The sequence below is a fragment of the Marinobacter sp. MDS2 genome (genome assembly GCF_030718085.1).
Classification (GTDB): Bacteria; Pseudomonadota; Gammaproteobacteria; order Pseudomonadales; family Oleiphilaceae; genus Marinobacter.
The window spans coordinates 525,836-541,010 of sequence record NZ_JAVAJF010000002.1; the positions used below are offsets into that span (position 1 = coordinate 525,836).

12 protein-coding genes are annotated in these 15,175 nt (G+C 51.9%); 6 read left to right on the top strand and 6 right to left on the bottom strand.

Going from position 1 to position 15,175, the window contains the following annotated elements:
- Positions 1 to 28: 28 nt before the first annotated feature.
- On the top strand, positions 29 to 1,075 hold the full coding sequence (locus tag Q9245_RS13160) for an AraC family transcriptional regulator (RefSeq protein WP_149600558.1): 1,047 nt from the start codon (positions 29 to 31) through the stop codon (positions 1,073 to 1,075).
- Positions 1,076 to 1,182: 107 nt separating this feature from the next.
- On the opposite strand, the gene Q9245_RS13165 is transcribed toward Q9245_RS13160, so the two are convergent.
- Genes Q9245_RS13165 through gmtY form a run of 4 tightly spaced genes read right to left on the bottom strand, consistent with a single transcriptional unit; the run spans position 1,183 to position 7,260 of the window.
- Entirely contained in the window at positions 1,183 to 1,449 is a 267-nt protein-coding gene (locus Q9245_RS13165) for a hypothetical protein (RefSeq protein WP_011783462.1), read from the bottom strand.
- Entirely contained in the window at positions 1,442 to 2,077 is a 636-nt protein-coding gene (gene gmtX / locus Q9245_RS13170) for a gamma-mobile-trio protein GmtX (RefSeq protein WP_011783463.1), read from the bottom strand. Before gmtX ends, Q9245_RS13165 begins: the two co-directional genes overlap by 8 nt.
- Entirely contained in the window at positions 2,070 to 5,891 is a 3,822-nt protein-coding gene (locus Q9245_RS13175; RefSeq protein ID WP_011783464.1) for a VPA1269 family protein, read from the bottom strand. The genes gmtX and Q9245_RS13175 overlap by 8 nt, the downstream gene beginning before the upstream one ends.
- Entirely contained in the window at positions 5,881 to 7,260 is a 1,380-nt protein-coding gene (gmtY, locus tag Q9245_RS13180) for a gamma-mobile-trio recombinase GmtY (protein WP_114435623.1), read from the bottom strand. The genes Q9245_RS13175 and gmtY overlap by 11 nt, the downstream gene beginning before the upstream one ends.
- Positions 7,261 to 7,418: 158 nt before the next feature.
- Here gmtY and Q9245_RS13185 point away from each other — a divergent pair, with 158 nt between their 5' ends.
- The 4 genes from Q9245_RS13185 to Q9245_RS13205 all read left to right on the top strand — a co-directional run bounded on the left by Q9245_RS13185 (position 7,419) and on the right by Q9245_RS13205 (position 10,514).
- Positions 7,419 to 7,949, top strand: coding sequence for a hypothetical protein (locus Q9245_RS13185; protein WP_305897604.1), 531 nt, complete (start codon positions 7,419 to 7,421; stop codon positions 7,947 to 7,949).
- Positions 7,950 to 8,182: 233 nt separating this feature from the next.
- The gene (locus Q9245_RS13190) at positions 8,183 to 8,365 is read left to right on the top strand and encodes a hypothetical protein (RefSeq protein WP_133007703.1); all 183 of its coding nucleotides are present in this window, start codon (positions 8,183 to 8,185) and stop codon (positions 8,363 to 8,365) included.
- Complete coding sequence (locus tag Q9245_RS15970) at positions 8,362 to 9,129, top strand: ATP-binding protein (RefSeq protein ID WP_371824817.1); 768 nt, start codon at positions 8,362 to 8,364, stop codon at positions 9,127 to 9,129. The genes Q9245_RS13190 and Q9245_RS15970 overlap by 4 nt, the downstream gene beginning before the upstream one ends.
- Before the next feature lie 524 nt (positions 9,130 to 9,653).
- The gene (locus Q9245_RS13205; RefSeq protein WP_305897605.1) at positions 9,654 to 10,514 is read left to right on the top strand and encodes a hypothetical protein; all 861 of its coding nucleotides are present in this window, start codon (positions 9,654 to 9,656) and stop codon (positions 10,512 to 10,514) included.
- A gap of 19 nt (positions 10,515 to 10,533) precedes the next feature.
- Here the strand turns inward: Q9245_RS13205 and Q9245_RS13210 are convergent, their stop codons facing one another.
- Positions 10,534 to 13,206, bottom strand: a complete 2,673-nt coding sequence (locus Q9245_RS13210) for a hypothetical protein (RefSeq protein ID WP_305897606.1) — start codon at positions 13,204 to 13,206, stop codon at positions 10,534 to 10,536.
- Positions 13,207 to 13,925: 719 nt separating this feature from the next.
- The gene (gene cadR, locus Q9245_RS13215) at positions 13,926 to 14,333 is read right to left on the bottom strand and encodes a Cd(II)/Pb(II)-responsive transcriptional regulator (protein ID WP_161386205.1); all 408 of its coding nucleotides are present in this window, start codon (positions 14,331 to 14,333) and stop codon (positions 13,926 to 13,928) included.
- Between the two features lie 95 nt (positions 14,334 to 14,428).
- Between cadR and Q9245_RS13220 the strand changes: the two genes are divergently transcribed.
- Positions 14,429 to 15,175: cation transporter (locus Q9245_RS13220; RefSeq protein WP_305897607.1), on the top strand; the 747-nt coding region annotated here is incomplete at its 3' end.

A 15,175-nucleotide genomic window follows, 5' to 3' on the forward strand; every position in this document is an offset into this window, starting at 1 on the left:
TCTGTTAGCCAAATGTTTAGGGCCCGCCGTGAGTCATCTTTCCATTGCCAATGTCTGGATCAATTCACTCCTGCGAACCTTCCATAAACTGGGAGTCAATGTGGATGCTATCGTTGCGGGGCTACCTGGATTTGAGGAAGGCCCGCTCCACCATCGTGGTCGGCTCGACCTGATTTCGGCCCGTCAGCTCTGGCATAACGCAGCTAATATGTCGCAAGACTCACTACTGGGGGCACGTATCGGCCAATTACAGGACTATCGAAGCATTGGTGTACTTGCCCCTCTTCTTTGGCACTCCCCTTCGGTTGGCCTGGCACTGAAGCATGTGGCCACGTTTCAAACCCTTATCAGTGAGAATGGCGTATTTAAGTACGAGGTGGATTCGGTGGAGAGTGGCAAATCAGCACGGCTCTATTGTCGTTATGAAGAAACCCCAGCGGCATTGCCGGCTAACGCGCAACAAATCCTTTCAGTGACGGCTGGAACCATTCAGTACATTCGCGACTTATTTGACCAACAAGCCACAGTGCGCCAGATGGTTGTGCCGGACGGGCTGGCGTCAACCAGACGGGCGTTGTCAGAGCTACTACAACTGCCCGTGGCCACTTCTACGGAAGGCTTTGGGTTTGGGCTAGAGATCACTGACATAGATCGGCCCATTGCAGGTTGCGACGACAACCTCTACCAGCTAAGCCTCGACTACGCTACCAGGCTTCTCAGCGCCAAACAGAAAGGTTCAGAGCAACTGTTCCGGATTCGTGGCTATATTGCCAATCACGGCCTTGCACAAACGGGCCTGGCGCCTTGTGCTGCAGCCCTCGGCTTGCATCCTCGCAACCTGCAGCGACAGCTGGCGGAGCAGGGAACCAGTTTCCGACAATTGAAAGAAGAAGTTTTGAAAGACGTCATTCTTCGTGAGTTGAATCAACAAACGCCACTGGAAAAGATTTCCGATAAGTTGGGTTACTCCGAGTCCAGTGCGTTTTACCGAGCCTTCCGGAGCCTGTTTGGACTTTCACCGAGTCAACTGTCTAAGCATGACTATCTAGGCCCGAGGTCTAACCTCGAACGGTGAGTGCCTTTCCGAATGAGAGCGTTTCTCTATCCGCCTGAGTGTCCGCTTTGCGACCTCAGCGTGCTTAATCTCCCGGAATCTCGGCGACAAAAAAGGTCCGCTTCTTATCAAAAAACGGACGTAGCCTCGATTTCAATTGAGGGCTCTGCCCTCTCGCCGCAAGCGGCGATTCGCCCGAGGTATTTAAGGACCAGCGATTTTATCGCCGGATTCTGGCGCACGGCGCTCTCTCCGATACCGATAGCGTTGGCGACTTCGCCACGGTTTAGCTGGCCCCGAAAGACGATTTGCTTTAAATCGTCATCGGTTTTCGTAGCGGCCCAACGCTGAAAGGCAACAAGGTTTTCGCGAGCTTTTTCTTGTCCGTTAGTCATTCCCGATACTCAACGCTTTTTCAAGGGCATCCACAAAACCGTTTCTGAGGACAACCTTGCCGTTTTGGTCCTTGATGCTGCCGCGTTCTGTTTTAGTCCAGCCCTTTAATTTAAGGGACTCCTCAGAGATGGCGTCTCTCAATGCATCAATCTCGTGACTCAACAGGCTCGGTAACCTCGATTCAGATTTGTCTTCAGCACCCGCTCGGTAGTCAATTTCCAATTTCTTGATCGATGCAAACCTTTTATTTTCGGCCCTCAATTTACGGACCTTCGAAATCAGGTCGAGTATGAGGAAGCGGTGAGTTTTATTGCTTACCTCATCAACCCAATCGTACTCGCCCGAGGGCGTGGTCTGTGCTTTGATCGCTTTCTTTTTCTGGTCTCCAAGCGCCTGCCAAGCCTCAATGACCGCTCTATAATGTTCTCCGGTTTTGTTTCGGATGGTCTGCTCGCTAGGAGCGCCACGACTGGCCCCAAGCTTCGCAATCGTTGAGATTCTGAAATCAACCGAGCCTGACTCATGATGTTCCTTGCAAACGGCGTGAAGGGCCTCCAGGGACTTCCTGGAACGAGAATTTTTCAGTTGGCCCAGTATGGCCTCGTAGACTTCGTTCGGTTCACTCATTGCAGCTCTCGATTTCTAGCGGGAATTTCAAAGACCCGTTCATGGCTGACTCGATCTCTTGGCGCACATCACCTAGCTGTAGTGGTTCGGCGAGATCTTCCAAGGTGATTTGCCCATTGATCAACTGGTCAGCGACGTGCCAGTTATTCTGTGTCACTTGCATAATCAGCCGGACGACCTGATTGGCAGCTTTGAGCTGCTGATCCTCGGTCAACCGAAATATCGCGGGTGCAATCCCATTGGTGTCCGCCAATTTGTCGAGCATCTGACTGAGCAGGGGGCGTGCTCTGGAGGCACTGGCGCTCTCGTAAATCTCAGCGTTGGCACAGACCTCAGCGAGCAACCGAAATTCGCTGCTTTGCTCCTCCAAATGCATCTCCATTTCCACGTAATTGCCGCTGACGATCAGCTGGTGCTGGCCTGTCTCGGAGGTCTTCAGCAGTTCGGTAGATTGAGAAATCAGGCGGTATAAGTGCTGGAGATCCGTGAGAAGCATGTCGAGCTTTTTGGCTTTTTCCTCATACGCCGAGGTGATCTTTTTCAGCGTTCGCTCTTTACCAAAAAACTGTCCCGAAGACTCGGCATCGTACCGCTCGTCATCGAGCGTCTGCCTTTTTTCTTCGAGTTCGTGGTATTCATTGCGGGTGACATTGATTTCCAGAATGATTTCGTTGGCAATGGCCGACAAACCGCCCAGAAACGCCGGGCCGGTAATGAAGAAGCGGCACTGGGGACAATTTCGAGTCCCAAGGTAGCCATTGGGCACGGGCGCGTACTGTGCTTCAACCTTCCGCTCAACCAGTGCCATGCCACCTTCGTCACACTTGTTGCCGCTCATGGGGCAGATTCCGAAACTCATAAGTTGGAAGGCTCCAGAGGGCCAATTAGGTGTCAGACACTGATCCATGATGCTTCGGTCTGTGGCGATTAATTCCGGACGCGCCTCTTCGATTTTCTTCTGGAGGATGAGGTCTTCGTAACGATAATGACTCTGCTCAAGTGCCCGTTTTTCAGCCGCCGCCATCTCCAGCCGCATTTTGCTGGCTCCTACCTTTGTGTAGTAAATCGTCATCACCAGAGAGGAATGACCAACCAGCTTTGAAATCACGGCTATGGGCGCTCTGCCGTCGACAATGTAGGCAGTGATAAGGCTGACGCGGAGAGCATGAGGTGTAAATTGGCTCTTGTAATCCACGCTGCTCTTTTTTTCGATTTTCTCAGCGAGGTCCGCGCCTGGCCTCTGACTATGGAACAACAGAGCAGGCAGGGTTCGTGTAAACGCGGTTGTCGTACGCATGGGCGACGCCTTCTCATCACAGGCGTGTGAGGCCGGGTCGCGGAACAGGAACGATTGTTTACCGCGCCTTTTGAGGATGTCTTTGTGTATCCTTTGCTGCGGGTTGATTTGCGTCCACAGTGTCAGTTCTTCGATTGGGTTGTATTTGGATTGCCACTCCCGAAGCTGGATAATCCAATACGCCAGATCTTCCGGCATGAACGGAATATCGTAGCCGCCCAATTTCTTTCCGGTTTTGTTCGTCGTGATGTAGGCGCTCAACTCACCGTCATTGTTCCCTTTCTGAATAAAGCCCTTATTCCGCTTTCGGGTCGCAAGCGGACTTGGATTTTCGATCCAGTGAACCTTCCCATCACGCCATAACGGAACGAATTCATCTCCCTCTCCGCTGTCGAGCCAACAGATTTGCTGTCCTCGCAACGGAATGGATAGCAATGTGTAGTTTGCGACAATTTTTACGGGCGACCATAACTCGTGCATCTCTTCAAAATAGCGCTTGCGACCTCGCTTCCGCTCTTTTTTGACCACTCGATAAATGCAGTTTGGGTCATTGTCATCAATTAACTGTGGATCAACCCCGAACCAGCAGTCTTCGAGGAAGGGATGCAATTGATAGAGATCGCGAAACGACGTCGCCTCTAGCGGAATCAGATGCTGCTTGGCTCGTACAATGGCATCCATGGGCAATGGAGGCTTGTCTGATTCACTGCGCTTGTAACTGGGTAACTGATCTAACAAACCCTTGAGAACGGTTCTAAGAGGATTGCGGTAGCCGGGCAGAACTATCAACTCACCGTTCTCGTCCTCGTCAGAGCAATAAGTCTCCAAAATCCACTCGAAAAAAGCGGAACAGGCGTTATGCCGTGGTTTTTTTACAGTATCTGCGGTGACATTTATGAAGTTTTCGTACGCTCGCTCATCAAACGGGATATCCCTTGACAGCATGGCTCCCGGGTCGTCAACCAAGCCCAGCTTGTCCACGTAAAATCTAAGGAGTGCTCTCAAATGTGAGTATTTGTTGGATTGGCCTGTACCAGCCTCTACATAACACTGAATGGCTTTCCAAAACTCGGGGTATTTGCTGGTCAGTTCTCGATTAATGGCGTTTTCGTTGCCCAGGAAGTGAGGCCAAGATATCCAATGTTCGGAATAAGTTTTATTCGGCTGCGATGGCAACTTCGGGTCTTTTTCGTAGCCCCTGAAGTATTCCGCACCTGTTTTTAACCCCAAGCATTGAGCGGCTTCGGACGCCTCGGCGAGCGTCGCGTACCTCTTAACGGGGCGCTCAATGCCAAGGTAGCTGTACCAATCATCCCAATCTTCGGCATAGAAGTCGAAGGGACTTACTGTCAGCTTCGGGTCTTGTTTGTAGCCCTCGTAGAATTCCTTCTGTGTTTTGAATCCCAAGCGCTGGGCTGCTTCGGACGCCTCGGCGAGCGTCGCGTACTTTTCTTTGGGACGCTCATTGCCAAGAAAACTGTACCAATCAGCCCAATTTCTGCGATACATTCCGTCGGGATGGCGTGGCAGCTTCGGGTCTTGTTTGTAGCCCTTAAAGTATTCTGTGGACGTTTTGAATCCCAAGCGCTGAGCGGCTTCGGACGCCTCGGCGAGCGTTGCGTACTTCCCATCGGGGCGTCCAGTGCCAAGGAAGTTGTACCAACTACTCCAATCTTCGGCATAAAAGTCGTTGGGAGAACCTGGCAGCTTCGGGTCTTTTTGGTAGTCCTCATAGTATTCCGCCTGTGTTTTTAACCCCAAGCGTTGAGCGGCTTCGGACGCCTCGGCGACAGTGGCGTGCTTCTCACTGGGGCGTTCAGTGCCAAGGAAGCTATACCAATCATCCCAATCTTCGGCATAGAAAACAGAGGGTTGTGATGGCAGCTTCGGGTCTTTTTGGTAGTCCTCATAGTATTCCTGCTGCGTTTTGAACCCCAGACGCTGAGCGGCTTCGGACGCCTCGGCAAGCGCCGCGTACCTCTCGGGGCGCTCAACGCCAAGAAAGCTATACCAATCATCCCACTCTCCGGCATAACTTCGTTGGGGATTCGATGGCAACTTCGGGTCTTTTTGGTAGCCCTCATGGTATTCGGTGCGTGTTTTGAAGCCCAATCGCTGAGCGACTTCGGACGCCTCGGCGAGCGTCACGTATTTTTCTCTAGGGCGCTCATTGCGAAGGAAGTTGGGCCAATCAGCCCAATCTTCGGCATAGTGTTTGTCGGGAGCTGCTGGCAGCTTCAGGTCTTTTTTGTAGCCCTTGTTGTATTCATCTCTTATTTCGAATCCCAAGCGTTGAGCGGCCTCGGACGCCTCGGCGACAGTGGCGTACTTCTCACCGGGGTGTTCAGTGCCAAGGAAGCTATACCAATCATCCCAATCTCCGGCATAGAGTTGGTTGGGATTTGCTGGCAGCTTCGGATCTTGTTTGTAGCCCTTCTTGTATTCCGGCTGCGTTTTGAATTCCAAGCGCTGAGCGGCTTCTGAGGCTTCGGCGAGCGTGGCGTACTTAGTTGCCATGAGTGAGTCCTTTCTTGATTGGAGAAATTAAGCCGTGCTCGGGCGACAATCTGCTCAAATGCGCACGCATCTGCTTATCAGTGAGTTCGGTGTAGACCTGCTGACTTTCTATCGATTTATGGTGTAGGGCGTTTTTAATGATCAGAGAATCAGCGTTTGCATCAGCCAGAGCTTGCCCATACGAGTGTCGGTGGGCGTGTGCTGTCGTTCCCGCTTCTTTTGAAAACGGTAAACCAATTCTCTCAACGGCTCTTTTAAGCGATTGGTTATAGCCTTTGATTGAGTGCGGAGCGCCTGATTGCGTCGTGAATGCAAACGGATGTTTACCGCCATCGGGGTATCGCTGGTAGGTCAGGTAAAGCCGCCAAAGGTCGTTAAAGGTTTCACCAGCACTTCTTGGAAACCACCAAACCTGAAGAAAGTGGCGACTTTCATTGTCCTCTTTGGGCGCTTTCCAACCTGCATGCAGCGTATGGGATTTCGAATATTCAAATCGCGGTTGCATCCCATACTTGTTGAGCAACTCTTCGCGCCTGCTGGGGCCGTTTGGACGGGGCCGCCCTTTATCGGGATGAAAAATTTTGACCAGTGCGGTTCCGTCCTCCCACGGCACGACATCTTCTACCCAAAGGTGAAAGCACTCGCTGAGCCTGAGTCCGCCGTAATGCATCAGCATGGTAATGAGCACATTCTTCAGGTCCAGGCGCTCATAAACTACGTCGCTCGTTTCAAAGCCATATCGCGTAAGGCCATTCCACAAGAGGTCGTCAATTCGTCCAGGAGGAAAGCTTTTCTTACCCTCATTGCCGTTAGAACGCGACACCGTCCTGGGCATAACCTTCCGGAAATAAGCAGGGGCTGGTTTGTTAGCCCAAAGGTGGGAAAGAAAAGCCCGCCGTTTCTTTTGGTAGAAGGCTGCGAGGCCCATCCACTCCTCGTAACGAGTCGGTTTCACCGTTGGGTTTATCTGAAGCTTTTTCTCTTCATACTGCTCAGAGAGCCAGTCTGTGTATTGTGTTATCAGGCTGATTAGAAAGTTCGCGTCCTTATCCTCGCGTGGTTTCCACCGCAGCCAACTCGGATCGCTACCGTCCTCGCCAATCGTTCCGGTGTAGAGGCTGTTTGAAAACTCCTGAAACAGTTGGTGAGGAGTTTCAAAGCAGTCTTTATTCTGATTCGTGTAATCGATGAGGAGTCGAACCGCAAACGCGCTCCTGTCTTTCCAGCTCCGAGATTTGTATCGATGAACGATCAAATAATCCAAATAACTTTTCAGCAAACCATCTTGGGTGACGATCACCGGAAGACTTATCTTCGTCCCCGTGTTGTCTACTTTGATATTTGCCTCTATGCAGACGCTGTTCAGCACGCAATTTCCAATTGGTAAAATAGTATGTTCGTAATTCCACTATATATGCATGTATGCTCAAGAAAAACCAGATTTCGATTTCTGGCATAGGTTTTTGATGCTTTTTAGGATATTTTTTCTATTCCACTAAGTAGTAAGGGAGCTAAAGGACCGGATGAATGGCTGCCACCGGCTGGCCAGTGCGGCTATGTAGCCCGGTTTGTTCGGGTGGTAAAGTTGTACAAACTCGAGCCCTCGACAAAGGAGTCGGCATGGTTTCAAGAGTTTCTCGAGGAGTGTCGCCGTTAAATCAGCCGCCCAGCATCACAAACCTCCACGGAACCGCAGGTCTACTGTGGCTATCCAACCAGGCTGAAAGTTGGCATCTTTCTGGTGCCGAACTTGCGCATCTATTAGGCGTCACTTCGACGACACTGAACGACTGGCTAGCCAACATTGAAAATAATGGCGATCACAGCCCGGAGTTACCTAAATCCGTGATCGAACGGATCGGCCTGCTTCTGGGGCTCCATAAAGCCCTGGTCCTCCTGACCCCAGCAGATCATAGTGAGATGGCGACAGAGTGGTTCAGGAAACCCGTCAATCTTTGGGGTCTCACCTGCACCTCGATTCGGGAGCACCTATTGAGCGATACGCGCACTGAAACACTGATCACCCTAATTAGACAGATTCGAGCAGAAACGACCTGATTTATGAGGTCACTCAGCCCTAGGACTGCCGCTTAGTATCAATTAGTAGAGCTAGTTACTAATTAGTAGAACGAATTACTAATTGGCACTAATCCGTGAACCGTGTTGAAAAAACAATTAGAGCCAGCGGTCAAATTTGACCACCTTTTTGGTTTGCGTGTTAGAAAATACGGAGCCAGTTCAGCGTTTCAGAGTTGGTATACACTGGTAGGAAATACGGAGCACGAATCGATATGAATACAAAGCGCCCAACCGAAAAAGAATTCTTGGACGGCCTAAATGCCCACACGGCCCATGCCGATGAACTGGCGGAACCACTGCCCCAAGAACTAAACCCGCTGGAGCGCCAAGAAGGTTCCGTTCAGGGTTATGCTCGGCCAACTAAAAAGGACGAGAATAATGGCTACCGACGATGAGCATGCGACTGACTCCACATCGGTTTTTTGCGGCCAATCCGGTCGGGGTGGACTGGGTTTGTGGTGACCTGCATGGCGAGTTCGAGGCTCTTCAGGCCGCGTTATCGAATGCTGAATTCGACACGTCCGTTGATCGTCTGTTTCTGTTGGGAGACACAATTGATCGCGGCCCAGAGTCCCGGCTTCTTCTGGAGTGGGTTCTAGGTACCGACTGGGTATACAGCGTGATGGGTAACCATGAGCTGATGTTTATCGCCGGCGCTGAGGACAACCGAAACCGATACAAGCACCGGGGAATGGGCGGTCACTGGACTGCGGGCCTGGATGAAACCTCTTACAAAAATCTGGCAATCCAGTGTCGTTACCAGCTGCCGCTCACCATGACGCTCGAGTGCGATAACGGACAACTCGGGCTGGTACATGCTCAAAGTCCTTTCGATGATTGGCGAACCGTTCAGGAGACACCCTTTTCAGAGCGCTTTGCCATCGACTGCACGTGGCCCATCGACGACATAGGCTATGTAAAAAAGACGGATGCAGAAACCCAGGTGCTGTTCGAGTTCATCGCTCACCGCTATGAGAGTGGCAGCTTGATCGTCACAGCCAACCAGCCCTTTAGCGAGTGGGATCAAATATTCCCGGACAGCATGATGACCGTAGCGGCTGTAGACCGACTGATACACCACGCCACCATTATCGAATTAGAGGGGGAAAGCTACCGACGACAGCAACAGCTTAAGCAGGCTGGAAAGAGTAAAAAGTAAGACCACTCAACCGGCCATCATAGTTGTCGCGGACCGGACAAGATAGTTGACGCCAGACATCTCACCTTCTTACCAAAAACCCCGCAAAAAAACACCGTTTTGCGGCCAATCTAAGCCTGGCAACTCTGAAACAATTCAGTCACGCACTGCTCACGTTGTGCCTGGACACACCCAAAATGTCGCGTAAATGACCCGACTTGGCGCGCGTTTGTGGCTCCTCGCCCAATTCGCGCCTGGGGTGTGGTAAAAATGGATTAAAGGGTAACCACCTAACGCTGCCATCGTTGTTTCGGTGGGGAACCAGAGGCAAAAAGATTCAGAGAGAAAAGATATGGCTGCGAATCATTCATGCGAGACATTCGACACCACACTGCTGATTCTGCCGGTTCACACCAGCGCACAGATCGTTTCCCGACCCAAAGACTCAAATTGCACACCCACCATCTGGAGGCCCAGTTTATGAACACACACACCACCACACCCAAAGAAAGACACCCCAAGGTTACTAATGCTGAGGATCAGTCATGCAGGAACTTCATCTGTTTGGAAGCACCATAACGTTTATCCGTCTTAAGAACAGCGCCTTTAGTCCGCTGTCAGATCATGTCTACACAATTAATCGGAAGCGCACCAAGAACCCTGCGCTCGATAATTTTCTGGGAGGAGTGCTTGGGTTATTCGAGGACTACGCCGAAACGTTTATTTTAGAGGACGAACTGATATTTACATCCCAGGACTGTCTGATAGAAGCCTGGGACCCGACAGACCCATTTTTCATCCTGCTCCTTGTAAAGTCGGCATCAGGGCACGTTGACGATGCCATGGTAGATGAGCTGCGCCAGGTCCTGCTGGAGTTTACCTCGTCGATTCTGGAATTCGGCGCAGATATCTTTTCAGCGCCTTCGACAATCCTTACCGCCGAGCAACGCACGTTTGTGAGGGAGGCAGCCACAGAGTACCGTCGGCAACATAAAAACCAGACAATCATCGCACCATTCGAATGCTCGTTTCCCGGTTCAGGTCTACAACCGCTTCCCATTCAGGGCAAAATCAAACCTGCACCGTCGGATGTCGTAGATTCAAGTGACGAGGTTTTTCTGGCGCTATCCGATGGAATCAAAGCGGATGATTTATCCATCTTTCTTCGGAAGCTCAACGACATGGGAAAACCCCAGACGGACCGCACAGATACATACACCGCTGAACAGGAAAAACAGCTGCGCATCGCCGCTGAAGCTTATCTTGCGCCCATCAAGGCCATCGAGGTTACCGTCTGCAAGAGACAAGACCTCAAGGGCGTTGTCAGACGCTATGTGAAGGATATCCGCCCCATTACTGACGCGGAGATTCATACCAAAATCGCTAGCAATCAGTTGGCGCTGTAAAGCGCCGCTGATTGTCGTCTTAGGCGGCACTGATGGTGGCGCATTGCATTTGAATCAGAACACCGACAGCGAGGAATACGAGAGCAAGCTCATAAGAATTGCGCACAGTTCCAGTCTTAGATCGCGAGAGTATCAGGCCACCATAGTCGCTCACGCGAGCATTCGTGCCTCTATCCCTCATATACACCGGAAAGCCATCCAAGTTGGACCTGATTGAAGAATCCGGAAGCACATCGAAACCAGCCCCTCGCATTCCGGACATGATCTCTTCATTTCCATTTTTTGCAACAACTTTAAATTGACTACTCGGCACCTGAAAAAGCTCAAGCACGTGTTTTACCAATGCGAAATGCGACGCCTGGTACATAAGCAGCTGGCGATTCGGGCTCACAACGTAGCTAAGCTCATCCAGGTAATCGGCCGAGACGCCGCTCCAACCAAGGACCTCGTCCTCACTTAAAGACTCAGCGTGATGGATCATTCTGCTCCAGGCTTGATCCGAGACGGTCTCCAGCAGAGCATTAGGACAATCCTCACCCTTCAATTTTACGTTTTTGTCAGTGGGTGAGCTGAACCTCATGCGATTGTTTGCAAGGTTGATGACGGACTTTAACTGCGTCTGAACGTTAGGATGAATCTTCATGAGCTCTGCGGCCCGCTCGTAGCGCTGCCCCAACCCCACAAGCCGAAGCGTTCTCAAGAGGGCACCTAACGTAGGGGCCGGGTAATCCAGTGCAGCTACCATTTCCGGAGAGGCCGTTGCCGGTCTCGTTGGCAGATCGGAAATTTGAACAACGCCGGCTAACTTGCGGGCTCGCTGGTGGACTACCGGAGTCAACTGATCGATCCAATCTGTCACCAGGTGACAGTAATTTTTGAGCCCTGTACTCGGAAAGCGATGCCCCATCAAGCGGCCTGCAGCCATTGCGCTTCGACGTGAGACACCATCCGCTTCACCCAGTATCAAACGTTTCAAGGCTGGATAATCGAGGACGTCAGTTAGCTTATTCGACAGAGGGCTATCGAGGCCGAACAGCGCTGGAACAATCCGGTTGTAAAAACTGTGGCGACAGTGATGAAGAACCAGCGTGGGATTGCCCGTGACACTGCGAAGAATACGAATCAACGCCTCGGATATCCGCGGCGCAAGACTGGTGAGCACCGGAACCCCTTTGTCCGAGGTTTCACAGAGAATGGGCCGGTTGGTTTCCGGCCAGGTAATCGTTTGATAGCGGGCCAGAACACCATCAATGAGATCCTTCTCGATCTCAGACAGCGAGAAGAGCAAAGGCACAGCACGGCGGCTTGGTTTGCTTTTCAGTTTTCGGTATTGATTATTTTGAACCAAAACCCAGAGGTATCGGTCGTCTTCGCACCAATCTCTGCGCAATAGATTGATTGCCTCCTTGGCTCGCAAGCCAAATCGGTAGGTCAGGAGAAGCACAAATCCCAAAATCCTCTTATCATCGATCTTCAGGCTACCATCTTCCTGAATGACCTTTTGCGCAGCCTGGTACTCAGTTTCAGTGATCAGCCCAGGGCTCACCGACCGACAATCATCGGCGATATCCAACTCATCCCACTCAGGCGACGCCACGCCGTACCGTGAGGCCCACTGAAAAAAATCTTTGAGTCTTTTCCCGAACGCTCCGGTGTACCGGGAGGTTAGAGTTTTGTACTCCAGCATTTCGGCACACAGTTCCGTGATCTCATCGCCGTCGAGGCCGACCAAATCAACGTCATACAGCAAGCCCCTAACCGCCGGGGACAACAAGCTCCAATACGTCGTCAGCGTGTTCCTGGCGAAAGGATCAAATCTCTTTCGCCATTTCGCTTTTCCACGCCGAGCATGATCGGCAATCCATAGTCCACTGAGAATCATGCTCGGGCTGATCAAACCGCGATAGTTCTCGCAAATCGTTTGAATACTATTATCGCACTCAAGGGCTTTGGACTGTCGCGGCTCATAATCATTCAATGCCGTCGTGACGAGTTGCGTGAAGGCTTTTGCGTTTTCCTGGAGTCGCGTCTTATCGGTTTCCTGATCTCGTAGGCGCGCAGGAAGTCTTGACGGAAGTTCGGCAGCCTGAGCCTCGTCACTTGGCAAATCAATAACGCGGTCATGAAGGATGCGTGCGAAATCCGACATTGAAGCACTGGTGGGTGGCGCGCGGTCACTCAACGCCGCCGCAACAATCCCAGGCATATCGACCAGGTTGGATTGATTGATGACATCGCACAACCAGCCAATCAGCTCCAACATTGACGGATCAGGATGACCTGAATGGTTGTCTTGATAGATCGCCAACAGCCCCTTGCATTCGGCTATCTCCTTGGGCGCCGGCAGAGTGGCTCCTCCCTTCTTACCACGCCCATAGGCCAGCAAGCTGGCGACCTTAAAACTGACTTCAAGCCTCTGAACCGGTGTCACGAAATCATCCGACGTGAGCGTTTCGCTGTACTCAAAGAAATACTGACGTTTGTGTTGAATCAGACGAAAATTATCGCCGTTGATCACATCGAGCAATAACTGCTGGTATCCGAGCCGCTTTTCCACCGACAACAGCACGGCTCCCAAGCAAAGGGCACGGGTTTTCGACAGCTTCGCCTTGTAAGAGGATTTGTTGGTTAACTCAGCCCAGTGTTGCAAGCGGTCACACACCGTGAGAGACGCTGCAATGTCTGGACTCATCAACGATCGCTCATCGCTGACCTTGATGAGCCGTTTTTTCAGGATTTTCTGTCTTGCTGCACCAGAGGCCAGCGCCCCATCCCGTTCTTTGTGGTCGCTACCTTTGGGCTCAGGTATGGAATCGGTCTCTTGCTCGGGCTGTGTCAGCAGTTTGGTAAAGACCCGAAAACGAACACTGGCCTGCGGGTGCGGCAAGTGATTCTCTCTTAACAGCATCCGATGACTCAGCCGGACCAGTTCGTCATCACTGATTTCGGTGATTGATCGCCCATTCAGGATCAGCTCAATATCTGCCCGGGCTTGTTGAATCGCGGCTTTCAATTTTTTCTTTCGCTCACGGGCTCTGGCTCTCTGCCCAAACACCTCGGGCTCTCTATAGCTTCCTGGTGGGGTTTCGGCTAGAACCAGCAGGGCCGGCTCCTGGAGTGATACTGGAAGCGCAAAGGGTAGTGAACGAAACACATGTTCAATCACATCGCGACAATTCTTAGCGTCTTCTGCCCAACATCGGGCGGAATAGTCCCCGTAACTTGCAGCCCCCCGTTCCGCATGCCCCATCCACCCTTCGATGACTTCCGGGTCAACCCCTTCTTTCAATAACCGCTGGGCATACCTGTGGCGAAACAAATTGGGGTAAGCGGATTAAATGGTTGATCTTACCTTTGCATGAGAGTGAGGCAAACCGACATCTCATCGGATTATCTGGTTGGTACTCCAACCTACTGCTGATGCATGCTTCCCTCGCTAATTCCAGCAAGAACCCCACACGCCTCAACTTCCCGGTCATCGTTGCAACTCGCTCTCAGTGAAACGAGTTGTTTCTCAAGCGCTTGCAGAGCGGTTATCTGCGAGCGCACATGAGAGATGTGATCATCGAGCAAAGCATTGACGGCGGTACAGGACTGATGAGGGTCGTCCTGATAGCGCTGTAGTTCGTGAATTTCTGCCAGTGACAGATCCAGGATGCGGCAGCGACGAATAAAGGCCAGCCGCTCAACGTGTTTCTCGGTATAGACACGGTAACCGTTCTCCTGCCGATCAGGCGGCGGCAACAAGCCCTGCCGTTCGTAGAAGCGGATCGTCTGTGTATCTACCCCTACTGACTGTGCCAACTGACCAATACGCATCGGGTTCCTCCGCAACGGATTCTCTACGCTATTGACCTTATAGCTACTATATAGTTTTAAATGAAAGCCCGATCACATTCAAGTGGAGTCATATCATGAGTAAAAACTGCGGAGGCCCCTGTGGCGACGATGCAAGGCCTGCGGCGGATACCGATATGCAGGCCTCCTCCGATGCGTCGGGGGAATGGGTCAGTGTTTATGCCGTGCCGAAGATGGACTGTCCATCAGAAGAGCGCATGATTCGCCTGGCCCTGAACGGCGTTGAGGGGATTCGGGCACTGTCCTTCGACTTGTCGAACCGCCGGGTGAAGGTCGTGCATGACGGTGAGGTCGAGCCCGTCACCTCGAAACTGAAGACCTTGGAGCTAGGCGCCTCGCTTCAGGAAAGCGTCGCTGCCGATCCGGAGACCATCAAGGCCGCCGAGTTTTCGGCAGCTTCTGCTAAGCAAGAATCCGGGACCCTGCGCTGGTTGCTCGGCATCAATGCACTTCTGTTCGTGGTGGAAATGACTGCCGGTCTGATCGCCCAGTCCACCGGCCTGATTGGAGAATCCCTGGACAATTTTGCCGATGCGGCGGTGTACGGGCTTGCCCTTTATGCGGTTGGACATAGCGTGAAAATGCAGGTACGTGCCGCGCATCTTGCTGGTGTACTGCAACTGATCTTGGCTGTGGGCGTGCTCGTAGAGGTGGTGAGACGCTTTGTATTCGGTAGTGAGCCTGAATCGCTGGTGATGATGGCTATCGCATTCGTCGCATTGATTGCCAATACCAGTTGTCTGCTGCTCATATCCAAACATCGGGAAGGCGGGGCGCACATGAAGGCAAGCTGGATATTCTCG

Excerpts from the sequence above, each read along its gene's own strand:
- Q9245_RS13190 (WP_133007703.1), top strand. The coding sequence starts at position 8,183 with ATGAATACAAAGCGCCCAACCGAAAAAGAATTCTTGGACGGCCTAAAT.
- cadR (WP_161386205.1), bottom strand. The coding sequence starts at position 14,333 with ATGCGTATTGGTCAGTTGGCACAGTCAGTAGGGGTAGATACACAGACG.
- Q9245_RS13210 (WP_305897606.1), bottom strand. The coding sequence starts at position 13,206 with ATGAGTCCAGACATTGCAGCGTCTCTCACGGTGTGTGACCGCTTGCAA.
- Q9245_RS13185 (WP_305897604.1), top strand. The coding sequence starts at position 7,419 with ATGGCTGCCACCGGCTGGCCAGTGCGGCTATGTAGCCCGGTTTGTTCG.
- Q9245_RS15970 (WP_371824817.1), top strand. The coding sequence starts at position 8,362 with ATGAGCATGCGACTGACTCCACATCGGTTTTTTGCGGCCAATCCGGTC.
- Q9245_RS13175 (WP_011783464.1), bottom strand. The coding sequence starts at position 5,891 with ATGGCAACTAAGTACGCCACGCTCGCCGAAGCCTCAGAAGCCGCTCAG.
- gmtX (WP_011783463.1), bottom strand. The coding sequence starts at position 2,077 with ATGAGTGAACCGAACGAAGTCTACGAGGCCATACTGGGCCAACTGAAA.
- Q9245_RS13205 (WP_305897605.1), top strand. The coding sequence starts at position 9,654 with ATGCAGGAACTTCATCTGTTTGGAAGCACCATAACGTTTATCCGTCTT.
- Q9245_RS13165 (WP_011783462.1), bottom strand. The coding sequence starts at position 1,449 with ATGACTAACGGACAAGAAAAAGCTCGCGAAAACCTTGTTGCCTTTCAG.